Raw genomic sequence first — 16,370 nt, 5'->3', positions numbered from 1 at the left:
ATTCCAGTCTGTTTACTGGCGATTCTTTGGTCGTTACTGACGACTTTCTGTTCGTTACTTTTGATATTTTGCACTTTGCTGATGATACGCCAGTGTTTCCCGGCGATTTTAGCCGCGATTCACAGGAATTCGCGGCGGGCCGAAGAAAAAGACCGCACGTTTCCGTCATGCAGCGCCCGCGCAGAATATTTCTTTTTTTCAGCGGGATCAAGCACCGTTCGCCTGAACATTCGAATCGACTGCCGCCCGTGTCAGGCGATCGCTTTTCGCAAGAATCCCGTGCTGTGTCCCTACTGGATACATGGTTTGAGGAGATACCCGTTTAAGTTATAATAAGGGCAAGCCTATTTTTCCGGAGGTAGCGGCCATTTGGACATATCAAGGGTAAACACCATTATAGAGCAATACAGGAAAGACGAAGAATCCGTTTATCACACATGGTTTATCAATAATAATGAACGGCTTAAAGCTTTTCGTACGATAAAAAAAGGAGTCGGGAAGGTCGTTTCCGAAATAGAAAACAGAACGTTCGGGAATGACTTTAAAGGATCCAGTCTTGAAACCGTCGTCACTGCCATATCCGAACAGAAACAAATTTTCGAAGGCGCGGCTCACGCGTTTTTCTGGAAACCCAAGCTCCGCATTCCGGATATCTATGAAAATGCGGAAAATCAGCTGGCTTTCGGTCGATTTTTAAATGCCTGCCTGCAGGCAAAGAACGGGGAACAGATAGAGAATGCAATGATCAGACTCGATCAATTGCATATCAAGGGTCTGGGACCGGCTGTCGCTAATATCATTTATTTCCTGCACCCGACCTTATTCCCTCCGTTCAATACAGCAATTGTCAGGGGATTCAATGCTTTATTCCACAGCAAAACAAAACTCGGTTCCTGGACTGCCTATTTGGAAATGAGAGCTGCCGTCCTTGCGGCAAATAAACAATTTGCTTTGTCGAAAGATCTCGGAGCCGTTGCCGGACTGTTTTTTGAAATCGGCTCGGGTCGGCTTATTATACCGGAAAATGCCGGCAGATTTCTGGAAGATGAAGGAAAAAGAAGAATGAGAGATTTTAACAAAAGGCATCGGCAAGTCCTGGACGATCTGTCCGAGGAGACTACCCACAGCGAAATGCAATATTATCTGGCCAAGCTCGGAAAGGCATTGGGATATTCGATATGGATCGCTCAGAATGATCATCAGCGGGAATGGCGCGGGAAAAAACTGGGCGAGTACTCTCTGCCGAGATTGCCGCTATCGGGCCTTCCCAAAAAAACATTCGATACGATTTCATTAATCGATGTGATCTGGCTCAATCAGGACAGAGAGATCGTCAGCGGATTTGAGGTGGAAAAAAGTACTTCGATTTACTCGGGGATACTCAGGCTTTATGATCTTTCATTATCTTTGAGCAATAAATCGTGCAGACTGTTTCTTGTTGCACCGGATAAACGTGAGCAGGAGATCCGGGCACAGTTGCTGCGCCCTTCTTTTCAAGGAACGACGTCGGCCATGAACTATATTTTATTTTCTGATTTAAAATGTGATTGTGATTCGATGTGCAAGTTCGGCACGGATCTCACGGTCCTTGATCCCGTTTCAAAAACGGTGTGATATTTTCTTACTTGTCCCTATTCCGTTGAAAGCTGCCCGCCGCAAGGGCGGCTCTTTTTTATTAGATCGGCAGCGTGCGGACCGTTCCGACTTTCCCGGGGGAAAGCGCGGCAAATCAATACAAAGATCCCTTTACTTTCTAGTAAATGCACTGTTTTCTTCGCTTTTTTCCTTATCCTAAGTAACCGCGCATTCATCGGACATACTTTAAAAAATGAACCGATCGTCCCGATTGTAAGCCCTTTCAAAAATAAATGAATATTTTTAATATTTAGTTGTAACTTTTACTTACATTATATGTTATAATATCTTCATAATATACGAGAGGAGCATTGGTGCATGAATGTGGTCAATCCTTATGAATTATGGGTATTTATTGCAGCAATCTTAGTTCTTTTAATGCAGGCCGGTTTTGCTTTTCTGGAAGCGGGGTCGTTGCGCAGCAAGAACGCCGGCCATATCACCGGCAAACAAATCATCACTTTAGCCGTTGCCTCCCTTGCTTTTTGGGCTTTCGGTTACGGGATCGCTTTTGGAAACGGGAACGGCTTCATCGGTTTTACTAATTTCTTTCTGAGCGGTCTGCCGACCGGGACCAATTCCATATCCTTCCTTTTCCAGCTTGCTTTTGCCGCCGTATCTCTTGCTATCGTCTGGGGCGGCTTTGCGGAACGGGCGAAACTTTCGGTTTATTTCATTTTCGGTCTCATATTTGTGGCCTTTATTTATCCGGTGGTCGGCCACTGGGTATGGAATTCCGGCGGCTGGCTTGCTCATCTCGGCATGCAGGATTTTGCCGGATCGACCGTCGTCCACCTGCAGGGCGCGACGGCGGCCCTGATTGGCACGCTGCTTCTCGGGCCGAGAATCGGGAAGTTTACAAACAAAAAGCCGAACGCCATTCCGGCGCACAGTATTCCTTTCGTTTATCTCGGTACGTTCATTCTCTGGATCGGCTGGTTTGGTTTTAACCCCGGGAGCATTGCTTCCACTGTCGGGCAGCCGGAATTCTACGGATATGTTGCCCTGACGACGAACCTTGCCGCGGCAGCCGGTGCTTTGGGTGCTTTGTTTACGGCCATGATTCTTTCAAAAAAAGCGGATATCGGCGCCATGTGTAACGGTGTGCTGGCGGCGCTGGTCGCCATTACTGCTTCCTGTGCTTTCGTTGAACCGTGGGCAGCCATTGTTATCGGGGCGGTTGCCGGATCCTTTACTTACTGGACTTCACTATTCTTTGAAAGCAAAGGACTGGACGATCCGATTTATGCTGTTTCGGTACACGGCGTCTCCGGTGTGATCGGGACAATCTCGACCGGTTTCTTTGCCGCTCCGCAGCTTGTAAAAATCGTCGGTGTCGGCCGGCCGGGGCTCTTCTACGGCGGCGGTTTCTACCAGCTCGGCGTTCAGATTTTGGGCGTCGCCAGTGCCTTCGTTTTCGTCGGTATCGTTTCCCTTATCGTTCTGAGCATTATCAAGGCGACGATCGGCATCCGTGTGACTGCTGATCAGGAAACGGCCGGAATCGATATCAGCGAACACGGGGCATACGGTTACGGTGAAACGAACGGCGAATACAGCTATGCGGAAAATGCAGAAAGAGAAGCGAAATGATCGGCATCCGATCTTTATCTCTCAAATAATTTATTAAACGAAACGCAAAAAGAGCCTCCAGCTGAGAGGCTCTTTTTCATATACATATAATAGGTGTACTTGAAAAGCGGCAGAATCAGAATCATTCGGAAACCGCAGTATCCCTCAGCGAGGCCGGCGCTGAAGATGGAAGGTCCACAGATCGGAGGCCAGCAGCGTGTTCGGAAAAATGCTTTTTGCTTCCGAAAGGAGAGACGATTGTTCCTCTTTCTGATATCTGGAGCTGAGATGGGTCAGAATCAGCGTCCCGGCAGATGCCTTTCTGGCAATCGTTGCTGCCTGAACGGAAGTTGAATGATGATAATCATGGGCCATGCTTGCCGCCTCATGGCGGAACGTTGCTTCATGGATCAGAACATCGACACGGTCGGAAAGTTCGACCGTCTGCGCACAGGGGCGCGTATCGCCGATAATAGCGATGCGCCGCCCCTTTCTTTTCTCTCCGACAAAAGGCGCCGTAAGAATCCGTCTGCCATCAGGCAGCACCACTTCCGGTTTCTCTTTAAATTCTCTGTAAATCGGCCCGGGTTCGATTCCCAATTGTCCCAGCTTATCGGCCAGCAGTTCCCCCGGCTGATCTTTTTCCGTAATACGATAACCGTAGCTCATGATCCCATGATCCAGTTCTTTTGCTTTGACGACAAAATGCTCATTCTCGTAAACGATACCCGCACGCTTGATTTCGTGCACGATGACCGGATAATGCAAATGGGTTCCTGAAACGCGCAAAGACGTTTCAATGAACTGGCCGAGTCCTGTCGGGCCGATGATCAGCAGCGGCCCTTCGGCTCCCTGAAACGATCGGCTGCCGAGAATGCCGGGAAGCCCGAACAGATGATCGCCATGGAGATGCGTGATAAAGATAACCGTCAGCCTCGTCAGTTTGACCGAAGAATAAAGAATCTGACGCTGAGTGCCTTCCCCGCAGTCGAAAAGCCAAAGATCGCCGTCATACTCCGGAAAACTTAAAGCGAGCGACGTCACATTCCTTTCTTTTGCGGGCATCCCGGCCCCGGTTCCCAGAAATGTAAAATCCATTGAATTCACCCTTTTTTTCTTGAAAAAATAAACGGAAACAGCCGTCAAGCAGACAGACAGTAAAAGAAGCTGCAAAAAATACATTCTTCCCGTTCAATCATCAGCCGGCAGGCTGTTTTTCCCCTGATCAATCAGGCTGCCAGCCTGACGGATTGCCCCGTCTCCGAACTTTTCGTTAATTCTGTCCATCAGATTGATCAACGTCTCATTTCTGGCGTCGTCCTCGTAAGAAAATAAATCCAGCTGTTTCGTCGAAAGACTGATCGGCTGAAAAGATGAAAGCGTCACGCCAAGGAGGCGCACGGCACCGCCGTTCCAGTTTGCGTGAAAAAGCTCAAGCGCACCGTCCATGATGGCTCTTTTGGAACGGATTGGCTGGATCGACGACCCGTGCCGCGTTACCGTTTTCCAGTCTGAATAACGGATCATTATCGTTAGCTCATAGCAGACGACATGTTCTTTTTTTATCTGACGCTCAAGTTTTTCCGAAAGTTGATCCAATGTCTGACGGATAACGGTGCCTGATTGCGTGTCACGGGCCAATGTGACCGAGTGTCCGATGCTCTTGAACCGATCCCATGCCTCCGGATCGACAGCGCGGTCATCGATACCGTTAGCTCGCTCCTGCAGCCGTTTTCCCGGTATGCCGAACCGTTCGGCGATTTCTCCGGATTCACGTTTGGCCAGATCGCCAATCGTCCGAATGCCCGATTTTCGAAAACGTTCTTCTGATTTCGGTCCGACACCATGCATTTCCCCGATCGGAAGCGGCCATAGTTTTTCAGCCAGCTCCCGTTTCCTCAAAACGGTCAGGCCCATTGGTTTTTTCATATTGGAAGCCGTTTTGGCCAGAAACTTATTCGGTGCAATGCCGATACTGCACGGTAAATGAAGACTGGAATATATTCTTTGCTGTAATTGTCCGGCAAGTTGCAAAGAATCCGTTTGCGGGATCAGCCGGCTGACATCCATATACCCTTCGTCAATCGAAGCCTTCTCAACAAGAGGCGTATAGGTTTTCAGCATGTCGAAAAGCTGCTCGGATACCGCCCTGTAAAGCTCAAAATCCGGATGCTTCACAATCAGTTCCGGGCATTTCATGCGGGCTTCCCGGACAGTCATGGTTGTCCGGACGCCCATTTTTCTCGCCTCGTAGCTGCTCGTCACGATGATGCCGTGACGTTCTTCCGCTTTTCCCGCAATGGCCAGCGGCATGCGTTCCCATTCGGGATGGCGGGCAATTTCAACGGACGCATAAAAACTGTTCATATCGACGTGGAAGATGACGCGCGTTTTTTTCGCGGTGCTCATTTGCATTCCTCTCCCTGTCAAAGATTTGATCACCGGTCAAACGGGCGGCCGGTCACCTGTCGAATGAGCGAAAGAACCAGTTCGCCGGTCTTCTCGAGTTCGGTCACAGGTATCCGTTCCTCGGTTGTATGGATCTTTTCATAGCCGACACCCAGGTTTACGGTCGGGATCCCCTTTTCACAGATCACATTCGCGTCGCTTCCGCCTCCGCTGCTCAGCAGATGCGGTGTCCGGCCGATTGCTGCGGCCGCTTTTGCGGCAATCTGAACAATCGCGTCATTTTCGCCGAAGCGATAGCCGGGATAGATAAGATTGGCCTGCACCACGGCTTTCCCGTTCATTTCCTCCGCCGTTTTTACAAAGGCACCGGTCATCTTTTTCACCTGCGTCTCCATTTTGGCCCGGGTCAGGGAACGCGCTTCCGCAAGGACACGGACATAGTCGCAGACAACATGGGACGCTCTTCCTCCCTTAAAACGGCCGATATTGGCGGTCGTCTCGCTATCGATCCGGCCGAGGGGCATTCTTGCAATCGCTTTTGCCGCCATCGTAATGGCAGAAATCCCTTTTTCCGGGGCAATCCCTGCATGAGAGGTTCTCCCGAACAGACTGACTGCAAGTTTCGTCAGGTAGGGGGCCTCAGTAATAATATCGCCGACCGGACCGTCGCTGTCGAGTACAAATCCGTATTCTGCTTTCACAAGCGATGTGTCCAGCGCTTTGGCTCCGAGCAGCCCCGCCTCCTCGCCGACGGTCACGACGGCCTGCACATCCGGATGGAAAAGCTTTTTCTCCCGAATGACCTTCAGCGCTTCGAGAACGGCGGACAGTCCCGCTTTATCATCCGCACCGAGAATCGTCCTGCCATCCGAAGCGATCCAACCGTCCGAAACGGAAGGCGTGACGTTTCTCCCGGGAAACACGGTATCCATATGCAAGCCGAAATAAATCGGCGTTCCCGGGGCATTCCCCGGCAGCGTGCAAATCAGATTGTTCGCCGCATGGCCGGTCGCCGCTTTCGCATCGTCTTCTTCAACCGTTAAGCCGAGAGCCGCAAATTTCCGCTTCAGGACTTCGGAAATCATCTTCTCTTCGCCGGTTTCCGAGTCTATCTTCACTAGTTCAAGAAATGTATTGACAAGACGTTCTCTGTTGACCAAAACCATCACCCGTTTCCGTTCGCCGGCCGAATGCATGTGCCCCTTAGTCTTTACTTATTTTATCATACTGCCTCCGGGAAAATCAGTCCAATCGTTGTCAATGGACCGCTGCGCCGTCTATAATGGGTAAGTGTAGATCCTTCCCGGATCGCCCGTTCCAATTAAAGTAAAAAGGAAGTTGCAGATATGCCTAAAAAACTCTTTAAATTTGTCATTTACATTATGGTCGGCGCGCTGGTGCTCTCGACAGTTTCAGCACTGATTTTTGCAATGATCAGCTGAGCGGCACTCGTTTCCGGTCAGACGATAAGCAGCAAGGCTCCGAGAATCGGAACGATAATCATCCCCGCCCTGAGAAAAGGCGGAGGAAGCCTTTTTGTAAATTTAGCCCCGAGATAGGCACCGCTCATTGTTCCGGCAATAACCTCAAAGAGCAGGCCCAGATCAAGGTATCCCAGCCGCAGATCATTGATTCCGGCAGACAGAGCTATGGGAATGATCACAAGCATCGTCGTCCCTGCGGCGCGTCTGAAGGAGAAATTCAGCAAGAACATCAGGCCGAGCTGAATAAACGGAGTAGATCCGATGCCGAATAGTCCGGAGAGGACACCGCTGACAAGCCCGACCGCCGCAGCGCGCAGCCAAAAATGAAAACCGGCCGGCAAGTCGTCCTGGCGCAGATCCTTTTTTCTTCTGCCGATTACAATCATTCTCAGCCAGATCAGCAGCGCGGATAAGAACAGTATACCTGCAGTCATCCATTTCAATTCACCTGCAGGGATCCATGCCGACCAGGCTGAACCGAACCACGCTCCGGCGGCCCCGAACAGCCCGACCGGAATCCCCGCTTTCAGAAGCATATTTCCCTCTTTGTAATGGCTGATCGATCCGGAAACCGATGTAAAAATCATCGCAGCCAGCGCCGTGCCAAGCGACGTATGGATGGAAAAGCCAAAAACAGTCGTTAAAATCGAAATAATGAATCCCGATCCTCCTGCTCCGACAAAACCGAGCAGAAGTCCGACAATAAACATAATCGCAATAATTCCGACAATCATCAATCTTTGAACGCTCCTTTTCCGGACGGCATTTCCATGCTCTTTTCATATCTTTTTTTTACAGACAGACAATTTAATCATAGTACAGCAGTGATCGCCTGTCGACAGTATGAATAATATATATGAAACAAGGATCCCTTTGTCCTTTTTAAAATAATTGCGGAGAAAGCCGGTAATACGGAACGGGGCTATTTTTGCTGCTTTCTTTTATTGCAGGGGGAGCGACCGTTCAAGGACGGGTTGAACAAATTCGGAGTTTTTTTCATCGATTTTAAAAGAATGCGTCGGCAAAGTCTTTCCTGCACTATCGGAAAGCATGAGATTTTTAAAGATTCATAGTAAGCGCCCGAACATCCGGACCGTCTCCTGCGGCCTGTCCGCCATGAATGCCCCCGCACTGCTCTTTTTCAGTGTTATCGGTTCAACCGGATCTGTGCGTTGAATATTTGATTTCCAGAGAAAGGAAACCGATTTTCGGACAAATGAGCGAAAGTTTTATTGGCAGAAAAAAAGAAACAAGGCCCGAAATGTTTCAAAGCATCACGCGGCCGAGTGAAACAGGAGTCACGGCAAAAATTTGATTTTCCTCTTCGTTCTGCAACCGTCCGTTTAAGGAAGTGCGCCAAATATGAAAAGAATCAGTCAGACAAAGATCAATGTCCTGTTTATTACAGGGAGCATCGCTCTGCTATTATTTACTCTCGAAAGCGTCACAATTGCCCAGAACGTTCAAAGAATCGGCCGTTTTGACATTTATCTGATCTACTTTGTTCAGCACCCTATCACTTCTCTGAACACAAGGCTGATGATCGGCGTCACAAGGCTCGCCGGTCCGGCGGTCATGATATCCCTGACACTACTCATCGTCATTCTGCTTGCGATCAGGCGTTATTTTGTTGCCGCTCTTTGGTTCGGCACAACACTGCTCCTCAGTGCCGCCATATTAAATCCGTTATTAAAACAACTGATCGGGCGCCCCAGGCCGACTATTGATCGGCTAATCAATGAATCGGGCTATAGTTTTCCGAGCGGGCACGCAATTGCTGCGACGGTATTTTACGGAATGATCGCCACCCTTTCTTCCATTTACTTGCGAAAGCTCTATCAGAAAGTACTGATCGAACTGGCGGCGATGAGTCTTATTTTTATGATTATGCTTTCGAGAGTCTATCTCGGGGTCCATTATCCGACGGATGTTATCGGCGGCTTTTTGCTGGGGACGGCTACGGTCTGCTTCTCAGTCGGCTTCTTTGTTCTGTACGGTCCGGTGCTCCACCGGCTTCTTAATGCAAAAGGCTGGTCCGACCGAAGCATGAGGTCAGCCGAGGATCAAGGGCGTCTGGACGCATAGAGCCCATCCGGCCGGAAAAAATTTTTCGAATGAAAAGGCGCCCTCTGCAAACGAATCGGTGCCCTCTCAGGACTGAACCCGTATGGACTCGACCCGGACGTCTGTTTAAAAGAGATACGGAATGCAGTTAATCATAACGCCGGGCCCCCGCCCGGCGTTGATCATGATGTTTATGCTTCTGTCTCAATCCATAAAGAAAGCCGCACTTAATAAATCGGTGTGTTTTCGGCCGAGATGTTTTCAAGCAGTTCTTTGACACGGGCAAGAAAACGCCCCGTAATCAATCCGTCGAGCACGCGGTGATCGATCGAGATACAAAGATTGACCCTATCCCGGATCGCAATCATGTTGTTGACAACAACAGGCCGCCTGACGATCGATTCCACGGACAGAATGGCTGCCTGAGGATAGTTGATAATCGGCTGCGACTCGATAGAGCCAAAGGAACCGGTATTGTTGACCGTAAAAGTCCCTCCTTGCATATCGTCCGGAGTCAGCCGGTTATGGCGCACTTTCGAGGCCAGATTTTCAACAGCAAGCGCCAGACCTTTAATACTTTTTTCGTCAGCGTTTTTGATCACCGGAACGTAAAGCGCATCCTCCGCCGCGACAGCGAGCGAGATGCCGACGGCTTTTTTCTCAATAATTTTATTTCCGGCCCATGTACTGTTCATCCGCGGATATTCCTTCAATGCTGTTACAATCGCTTTAATAAAGAAGGGCAGATAGGTTAATTTATGCCCTTCTTTTTTCAGAAATGCATCCTTGATCCGATTCCTGTAATTGACCAGGTTTGTAACGTCGACTTCAATCATCATCCAGCCGTGAGGAATCTCGTGCTTGCTGCGCACCATGTTTTTGGCGATCGTCCGCCGCACGCCGGTCAGCGGAACATCAATATCGCCGGCCTCTGTCTGAGAAGGCTGTGCGGGTATTTGAATCGGTGCCGCCTGACGTGCCGCTTCAGAGAAAGATACGGCCCCCGTCGGCACCGGCACCGTCTGAAGGCGGTCGTTTCTTTCTTCCGAAACACCGGCGCCGATTGTCTCTAAACCCGAGGCCGATGCTATAAAACGCTCAACGTCTTTGCGGGTAATCCGGCCTCTTCTTCCCGTTCCCGTCAGTTGATCGAGATCAATATGATGCTCCCGGGCCAGACGGCGGACAGACGGCGAATAGCGTTTTTTCATCGGCGTATTCTGCTCTTCCGCTGCTGAAACAGCTGCCGCCTGATGCTGCTGTTTCTGAGGAGCGCGCTCCCGATCGACGGCGTTTGCCACTTCGATTGCACAGATCGGCCGGCCGACAGGAAGCGTTTCCCCTTCTTCTGCAAGCAATGCGGTTATTTTCCCTGAAAAACTTGACGGAACTTCGGCGTTTACTTTGTCGGTTGTGACCTCGGCAATCGGATCATATTTATTAACGGTATCGCCGGCAGACACAAGCCACTGGCTGATCGTTCCCTCAGTGACACTTTCTCCTAATTGCGGCATCGCCATTTTTTCAATGCTCATTTATTCCGCCTCTTCCCTTAAAATTCCGCCAGATCACGGATTGCCTGTTCCAATTTTTCCGAATCAAGCACAAACTTTTTTTCCAATGGAGCCGCATAAGGCATGGCCGGTGCATCCGGCGCCGCCAGTCTTCGGACCGGTGCATCCAGATCAAACAGGCAGCTCTCGGCAATAATTGCCGCAACCTCGCTGATGACACTGCCTTCCTTCGTGTCTTCAGTCACGAGCAGCACTTTTCCGGTTTTTTTGGCCGCGGCAATGATCGCTTCTTTATCAAGCGGATAGACCGTGCGCAGATCAAGGATGTGAGCGGAGATGCCTTCGCCGGCAAGTTTTTCGGCGGCCTGAAGGGCCAGATGAACGGCAAGGCCGTAGGTAATGACCGTTACGTCCTCTCCCTCCCGTTTTACATCCGCCTTTCCGATCGGCAGTACGTACTCGTTATCGGGCACTTCACCCTTGATCAGCCGGTAAGCGCGCTTATGCTCAAAAAAAAGCACCGGATCGTTGGCGCGGATCGAAGCCTTCAGAAGCCCTTTGACGTCATACGGAGTCGACGGCATGACAATTTTAAGTCCGGGAACATGGGCGAAAACCGCCTCCATCGACTGTGAATGGTAGAGGCCGCCGTGCACTCCGCCGCCGTATGGAGCGCGGACGGTCAGCGGCACAGACCAGTCATTGTCGGAACGGTAGCGCATCTTGGCCGCCTCGGAAATAATCTGATTGGTTGCCGGAAGCATGAAGTCGGCAAATTGCATCTCGGCGACCGGACGCAGGCCGTACATAGCCGCACCGATGGCGACGCCGACGATCGCCGATTCGGCAAGAGGCGTGTCCATCACACGTTTTTCTCCGAACCGATCATATAGACCCTTGGTCGCCTGGAAAACACCGCCTCGCCTGCCGACATCTTCTCCCAGAACAAAAACATTTTCGTCGCGTTCCATTTCTTCCTTCAACGCCTGATTAACGGCTTCGATATATGAAATGATTGCCATGGTCCACTCCCCCTTAATCCTTTTCCTCGTATACATAACGAAGGACGGTTTCCGGATCGGCAAAGGGCGCCTTCTCGGCGTAGTCCGTCGCCTCGTCGATTTCTTTTCTGATCCGTTCTTCGATTATTTTTTCTCTTTCCGGCGTTAAAATGTCCAGCTCACGTAAATAGGCGGCAAATGCCGGTACGCCGTCGCGCTTCTTCGCTTCATCGACTTCCGCCTTCGTCCGATAGGTCATGTCGTTGTCATCGCTTGTATGCGGCGTCAGGCGGTAACAATCGGCCTCAAGCAGAGAAGGCCCCTCACCGCGATGTGCCCGGTCCGCAGCTTCTTTGACAGCCGAGTATGCGGCGAGCGGATCATTTCCGTCAAACGTCCTGCCGAACATACCGTAGCCCTTTGCCCGGTCGGATATATGTTCACAGGAGAGCTGGTGGTTCAATCCGACCGATATGGCATAATGATTATTTTCACACATAAAGATCACGGGCAGTTTGTGTACGCCGGCAAAATTAGCCGCCTCATGAAAATCGCCCTGATTGGACGACCCTTCGCCGAACGTTACGAAACTTACAATATCGTCGCCCTTTAATTTGGCGGCAAGAGCAATGCCGACCGCGTGCGGATTCTGTGTCGTGACCGGGGACGAATGACTCAGCATCCGGAGCTTTTTATAGCCGAAATGGCCCGGCATCTGGCGCCCGGCTGAATTCGGATCTTCCGCCCTGGCAAAATTGTTCAGCATCATTTCGCGGACCGTCATCCCCCAGGCAAGCACAAATCCGTAATCGCGATAGTAAGGGGCAACATAATCTCTTTCACGATTCAAAGCGAAGGCTGCGCCGACCTGCGCCGCCTCCTGGCCCTGACAGGAAACGACGAACGGAATTTTTCCCGCCCGGTTCAAAAGCCAGAGACGCTCATCGACCCTTCTGGCCTTCAGCATGATTTCATACATTTTTAAGACATCCTGATCCGAAAAACCTAAAGCATGATGACGATTTTCCATTATGTTCTCCCCCTCATTCGCTGGTCTCATATGTGAATCGCTTTCCCGTCTGCGGCCAGTGCTGCTTCGCCGATGACCTCGGCCAGCGTCGGATGCGGATGAACCGCTTCCGCGACCTCCCACGGAGTTGCGTCAAGCAGCTTGGCCAGTGCCGCTTCGCCGATCAGATCCGTTGCATGCGGCCCGAAAAGATGAATACCGAGAAGATCGTTGTTTGATTTATCGGCAATGATTTGCGCGAAGCCTTCGGAATCGCCGTACACCAGCGACTTGCCGATCGCCCGGAAGGGCACTTTGCCGACCTTCACGACGTGCCCCTTTTTCGCCTCCGCTTCCGTCATGCCGATCGAAGCCGCCTCAGGCCGGGTGTAAATGCAGCGGGGAACCAGCTCCGGGTCAAGCGGTTCAACAGAAAGGCCGGCAAGATGCTCCACCGCCTTTATCCCTTCACGCGCCGCCACATGGGCGAGCTGCAGCCCGCCGATCACATCGCCGATCGCATAAATATTCGCTTCTTTTGTCTGTCCGAACGCATTGGTCTTAATAAATCCTTTTTCCGTTTCAATCGACGTATTCGAAAGCCCGATGTCTTCCGTATTCGGCTGCCTGCCGACCGAAACGAGCAGCCTCTCAGCAGAAAAAACTTTCTTTTCCCCTGAAAAATCAGCTTCGATCCGCACATCTCCGGATTTCTCCACCGTCTCCGGCAGGATCCTGGCCCTCGTGTATATCTTTATACCGCGCCTCTGAAAATTCTTTGTCAGGGCCTGCGAAATGGCCCGATCTTCCGAAGGAACGATTCGATCGCTGTATTCGGCGATGGTCACCTTTGAGCCGAAATCGGACAGCATCGATGCCCATTCGACGCCGATCACTCCGCCGCCGACAATTAGGATCGAGTCCGGGCATTCATTTAGATCCAGTGCCTCGTCTGAAGTCAGGATCCGGTCGCCGTCAATCGTCAGACCGGCAAGCGAACGCGGCCTCGATCCGGTGGCGATGATCACATTCTTTGCGGTCAGAATATCATTTTCACGATCATCACCGTATTCAACCGACACAGAACCCGGAAGCGGCGAGAAAATCGACGGACCGAGAAGCCGCCCCAAGCCGTGATAGATATCTATTTTCCCTTTTTTCATTAATTGTTTGACTCCTTGATGGAGCGTTTCGACAATTCTCTGCTTTCGTTCCTGAATCTTATCGAAATGAAGCGCCGCCTGAGCGATTCCGATACCGAATGTATCGCTCTCCTTCACCGTCGAGAAAACTTCGGCGCTCCTCAGCAGCGCTTTCGTCGGGATACAGCCCTTATGGAGACAGGTGCCGCCTAAAGCCTCTTTTTCGACGACAGCCGTCTTCAAACCGAGCTGGCCGGCACGGATCGCCGCTACATACCCGCCTGTTCCACCTCCTAATAGGACCAGGTCATAATTTTTGGCCATAAAAAAATCACTCCTTCTGTGCACGCTACAAAGTACGCAAACACCCCAAAAAAGTTTCGCCGGATTCCGGGACCTGAATCATTTCACGAAACAACAGCGGCTTGAATCTGTCCGCTCTTCATATTCTATCTTATCTTACTCTTATTTAAGTCATGACACAATTTTAACTTTAAAAAACACTTTGACTAGATGCAATTTATAAAGTGCATTATGTAATCTATATGTTGCGATATGAGTAATGAGGTGTTGAACAATTGATGAATGACTTAAAAATCGCCCGCGTCGAGGCAGGGCTGACACAGCAGCAGTTAGCGGAAAAAAGCGGTGTGACGCGGCAGACCATCAGCCTGATTGAAAAAGGAAAATATAATCCGACGCTGAAACTGTGTCTCGCGATTTGTCATGCGACCGGCAAAACACTGGATGACATTTTTTGGATTGAAAAGAGGCAGAACAAAAATGAAACGAGTGACAGATGAACGGCTGAAAATAGAATTACTGAAAAATATCCGCATTGTTTTTATCTTTCAAACGCTGGGAATATTGGCTGTTTTGATTTATACAGGAATTTCAAGAGGAGCGGATGCGGCATTCCAGTCGCCCCTTTTTCTTGTATTTACCGGGACCGGCGTTATTATAAGCTTTTTGCAAATGCGGGTTTCTGCCGATATGGATGAAATGAGCAAACACAGGCGCAGAAAACCGATGCCGTATTACGGACTGTTCCTGATCGCGCTGGCCGTCGGTCTGGGGGTCGGTTTGCTGAATTTCGTTGTCGATCCGCTGCATAAACAGTTTGCATGGATCTCACGGGCGGCGTCTTTTTCATTTGTTTTCTCACCGTTTATTCAGTCGGATACTTCAACAGCAAAAAACGCGGCGAACAGGATCGGGATGAATGAAGACGGCGTTCATCCGCTCCTCAGTTTGCCCCGCTGCTGTTTGCGGCAATGACGGCGCTTGCGGATGCGGCCATTGCCGCTGCCTGGGCAGCCTCCTGTGCCCGGATCAGCAGATCGGTCATGCTCACGATGCCCGGATCCGCCGCCCTTTCCTGTCCCTCCGCTTGGAGCCGGCTTCCGATACAGAGATGGGCAGCTGTCTGAAAGTAAAAATCTTTGTCGATAAACAGACTCATTTTTTCTTCGCGCATCGCCTGATAAAAATTCGCAATCTCCTGAACGGCATGATCTTCATCCTGTAATAAGGCAATCATTCCATATATAGGATAACAGTTCGAATGAAGTCTGATGCGATTCGCCGCGATCGAATTTTTGACCGCGGCACACTTCTCAATCAGAGAGCGGGATGGCTGATCGGACAGAAAGGCCAGCACGCAGGCGAGCGTCTGTAAATCATTATTTTTGCGAAAGCCGTATTTCTGCAGCCCTTCAAAATAGTATTCTTCACGTTCGATAAGCACCGGTGCCTCGGCATCTAATTGCGCGAGAAGAATGATCAGCGACACATCGCCGCCGTTCGTCAGTACGAAATGCCGTTTTTTCAAAAGCTTGTACATCTCATTGGCTTTAGCCATAATAGCGTCCAGGCCGTTTTCCTCAGCTCCGGCCAGCATCGCCGCCGCAATATAGGTTTGCTGCTGCCGTAAAAAACCGCTTTTTACCAATTTCCTGTATCGGTCAAAAAGCAGCTCGGCGCTGCCGGATGTCTGCTTTTTGTCGATTAAGAGCATAGCGTCCAGGCAGAAGCGGATATCCCGGCTTAATACGGAAAACCAGCCGGCTCCTTTTTTCAGCCTCTGATCTATATCGCGAAAGGCTGTTTCATCGGCTGCTTCCCCTGCCGCCGTATACTGGGCGGCGACAATCATGCGCGTATTCGCCGAAGCCATTTTCAAAATCCTGCTCAATATTTTCATGTTGTGAACCAGCAATCCAATCTTATCGCTTTGAGAGAAAGACATCACGGCACCTCCGGCCGGCACGATGGGAAACGGCGGCAGACAGATTCCGCCGCTTGGAAGGGATTAAATAAGAGCCGGCTGCTTTTTTCTGTTCTGTCTTTTATTTTAACATACTTAACGGACCTTCAGTTCGGCCGATTGGTTTGTGAACAATCTGGACGCTTTCAGCTTAATCCCGATTTAAGTTCATAATGGCAATGACACAGGGTATACCGGAGTCATCCCCTGCAATTATTTTACTGCCCGGACGGAGTAAGCAGCCATATGCTGACTCGGGCTGTTTTCACAGTCT

The 16,370-nt window shown here is 50.5% G+C and carries 15 protein-coding genes; 6 read left to right on the top strand and 9 right to left on the bottom strand.

The window, feature by feature from the left end; all coding sequences use genetic code 11:
- Nucleotides 1-369 precede the first annotated feature (369 nt).
- Entirely contained in the window at nucleotides 370-1,614 is a 1,245-nt protein-coding gene (locus OYT88_RS08365; RefSeq protein ID WP_274399271.1) for a type II restriction enzyme NmeDI-related protein, read from the top strand.
- Between the two features lie 339 nt (nucleotides 1,615-1,953).
- Complete coding sequence (locus OYT88_RS08360; protein ID WP_274399269.1) at nucleotides 1,954-3,228, top strand: ammonium transporter; 1,275 nt, start codon at nucleotides 1,954-1,956, stop codon at nucleotides 3,226-3,228.
- Nucleotides 3,229-3,372: 144 nt separating this feature from the next.
- Here OYT88_RS08360 and rnz read toward each other — a convergent pair whose 3' ends face one another.
- From rnz to OYT88_RS08345, 3 genes are all read right to left on the bottom strand, one after another.
- A complete protein-coding gene (rnz, locus tag OYT88_RS08355) occupies nucleotides 3,373-4,305 on the bottom strand; it encodes a ribonuclease Z (RefSeq protein WP_274399267.1) in 933 nt (310 codons plus the stop codon).
- Nucleotides 4,306-4,398: 93 nt separating this feature from the next.
- A complete protein-coding gene (locus OYT88_RS08350) occupies nucleotides 4,399-5,616 on the bottom strand; it encodes a DNA polymerase IV (protein ID WP_274399265.1) in 1,218 nt (405 codons plus the stop codon).
- Between the two features lie 29 nt (nucleotides 5,617-5,645).
- Complete coding sequence (locus OYT88_RS08345; protein WP_274399631.1) at nucleotides 5,646-6,776, bottom strand: M20/M25/M40 family metallo-hydrolase; 1,131 nt, start codon at nucleotides 6,774-6,776, stop codon at nucleotides 5,646-5,648.
- 186 nt (nucleotides 6,777-6,962) lie between these two features.
- Here OYT88_RS08345 and prli42 point away from each other — a divergent pair, with 186 nt between their 5' ends.
- The gene (prli42, locus tag OYT88_RS08340) at nucleotides 6,963-7,058 is read left to right on the top strand and encodes a stressosome-associated protein Prli42 (RefSeq protein ID WP_274399263.1); all 96 of its coding nucleotides are present in this window, start codon (nucleotides 6,963-6,965) and stop codon (nucleotides 7,056-7,058) included.
- A gap of 17 nt (nucleotides 7,059-7,075) precedes the next feature.
- Here the strand turns inward: prli42 and OYT88_RS08335 are convergent, their stop codons facing one another.
- Nucleotides 7,076-7,834 (bottom strand): sulfite exporter TauE/SafE family protein, encoded by a 759-nt coding sequence (locus OYT88_RS08335; protein ID WP_274399629.1) that lies wholly within the window; start codon nucleotides 7,832-7,834, stop codon nucleotides 7,076-7,078.
- Between the two features lie 628 nt (nucleotides 7,835-8,462).
- Here OYT88_RS08335 and OYT88_RS08330 point away from each other — a divergent pair.
- Nucleotides 8,463-9,185 (top strand): phosphatase PAP2 family protein, encoded by a 723-nt coding sequence (locus OYT88_RS08330; RefSeq protein ID WP_274399261.1) that lies wholly within the window; start codon nucleotides 8,463-8,465, stop codon nucleotides 9,183-9,185.
- 206 nt (nucleotides 9,186-9,391) lie between these two features.
- Here the strand turns inward: OYT88_RS08330 and OYT88_RS08325 are convergent, their stop codons facing one another.
- From OYT88_RS08325 to lpdA, 4 genes are read right to left on the bottom strand one after another with little or no spacing between them, the layout of a single operon-like run.
- On the bottom strand, nucleotides 9,392-10,699 hold the full coding sequence (locus OYT88_RS08325) for a dihydrolipoamide acetyltransferase family protein (RefSeq protein WP_274399259.1): 1,308 nt from the start codon (nucleotides 10,697-10,699) through the stop codon (nucleotides 9,392-9,394).
- A gap of 17 nt (nucleotides 10,700-10,716) precedes the next feature.
- Nucleotides 10,717-11,700: an alpha-ketoacid dehydrogenase subunit beta gene (locus OYT88_RS08320; RefSeq protein ID WP_274399258.1), complete on the bottom strand. Its 984-nt coding sequence runs from the start codon at nucleotides 11,698-11,700 to the stop codon at nucleotides 10,717-10,719.
- Between the two features lie 13 nt (nucleotides 11,701-11,713).
- Nucleotides 11,714-12,739 carry a thiamine pyrophosphate-dependent dehydrogenase E1 component subunit alpha gene (locus OYT88_RS08315; protein ID WP_274399257.1) on the bottom strand — a complete coding sequence of 342 codons (1,026 nt, stop codon included), beginning with the start codon at nucleotides 12,737-12,739 and terminating at the stop codon, nucleotides 11,714-11,716.
- Nucleotides 12,736-14,154: a dihydrolipoyl dehydrogenase gene (gene lpdA, locus OYT88_RS08310; protein ID WP_274399256.1), complete on the bottom strand. Its 1,419-nt coding sequence runs from the start codon at nucleotides 14,152-14,154 to the stop codon at nucleotides 12,736-12,738. Before lpdA ends, OYT88_RS08315 begins: the two co-directional genes overlap by 4 nt.
- 257 nt (nucleotides 14,155-14,411) lie before the next feature.
- On the opposite strand from lpdA, the gene relB reads away from it, so the two are divergent.
- On the top strand, nucleotides 14,412-14,633 hold the full coding sequence (gene relB, locus OYT88_RS08305) for a type II toxin-antitoxin system RelB family anti-toxin (protein WP_443029692.1): 222 nt from the start codon (nucleotides 14,412-14,414) through the stop codon (nucleotides 14,631-14,633).
- The gene (locus OYT88_RS08300) at nucleotides 14,614-15,108 is read left to right on the top strand and encodes a hypothetical protein (RefSeq protein WP_274399253.1); all 495 of its coding nucleotides are present in this window, start codon (nucleotides 14,614-14,616) and stop codon (nucleotides 15,106-15,108) included. The genes relB and OYT88_RS08300 overlap by 20 nt, the downstream gene beginning before the upstream one ends.
- Here the strand turns inward: OYT88_RS08300 and OYT88_RS08295 are convergent.
- Complete coding sequence (locus tag OYT88_RS08295; RefSeq protein ID WP_274399252.1) at nucleotides 15,077-16,078, bottom strand: DUF4003 family protein; 1,002 nt, start codon at nucleotides 16,076-16,078, stop codon at nucleotides 15,077-15,079. The two genes, OYT88_RS08300 and OYT88_RS08295, sit on opposite strands and share 32 nt — an antisense overlap.
- Between the last annotated feature and the right edge of the window lie 292 nt (nucleotides 16,079-16,370).

Source organism: Sporolactobacillus sp. CQH2019 (assembly GCF_028765345.1).
Classification (GTDB): Bacteria; Bacillota; Bacilli; order Bacillales; family Sporolactobacillaceae; genus Sporolactobacillus.
Note: the sequence above shows the minus strand (reverse complement) of the source record. Positions and strands in the feature narration are given on the sequence as shown.

Excerpts from the sequence above, each read along its gene's own strand:
- OYT88_RS08360 (WP_274399269.1), top strand. The coding sequence starts at position 1,954 with ATGAATGTGGTCAATCCTTATGAATTATGGGTATTTATTGCAGCAATC.
- rnz (WP_274399267.1), bottom strand. The coding sequence starts at position 4,305 with ATGGATTTTACATTTCTGGGAACCGGGGCCGGGATGCCCGCAAAAGAA.
- OYT88_RS08350 (WP_274399265.1), bottom strand. The coding sequence starts at position 5,616 with ATGAGCACCGCGAAAAAAACGCGCGTCATCTTCCACGTCGATATGAAC.
- prli42 (WP_274399263.1), top strand. The coding sequence starts at position 6,963 with ATGCCTAAAAAACTCTTTAAATTTGTCATTTACATTATGGTCGGCGCG.
- OYT88_RS08335 (WP_274399629.1), bottom strand. The coding sequence starts at position 7,834 with ATGATTGTCGGAATTATTGCGATTATGTTTATTGTCGGACTTCTGCTC.
- OYT88_RS08330 (WP_274399261.1), top strand. The coding sequence starts at position 8,463 with ATGAAAAGAATCAGTCAGACAAAGATCAATGTCCTGTTTATTACAGGG.
- OYT88_RS08325 (WP_274399259.1), bottom strand. The coding sequence starts at position 10,699 with ATGAGCATTGAAAAAATGGCGATGCCGCAATTAGGAGAAAGTGTCACT.
- OYT88_RS08320 (WP_274399258.1), bottom strand. The coding sequence starts at position 11,700 with ATGGCAATCATTTCATATATCGAAGCCGTTAATCAGGCGTTGAAGGAA.
- OYT88_RS08315 (WP_274399257.1), bottom strand. The coding sequence starts at position 12,739 with ATGAGACCAGCGAATGAGGGGGAGAACATAATGGAAAATCGTCATCAT.
- lpdA (WP_274399256.1), bottom strand. The coding sequence starts at position 14,154 with ATGGCCAAAAATTATGACCTGGTCCTATTAGGAGGTGGAACAGGCGGG.
- relB (WP_443029692.1), top strand. The coding sequence starts at position 14,412 with ATGAATGACTTAAAAATCGCCCGCGTCGAGGCAGGGCTGACACAGCAG.
- OYT88_RS08300 (WP_274399253.1), top strand. The coding sequence starts at position 14,614 with ATGAAACGAGTGACAGATGAACGGCTGAAAATAGAATTACTGAAAAAT.
- OYT88_RS08295 (WP_274399252.1), bottom strand. The coding sequence starts at position 16,078 with ATGTCTTTCTCTCAAAGCGATAAGATTGGATTGCTGGTTCACAACATG.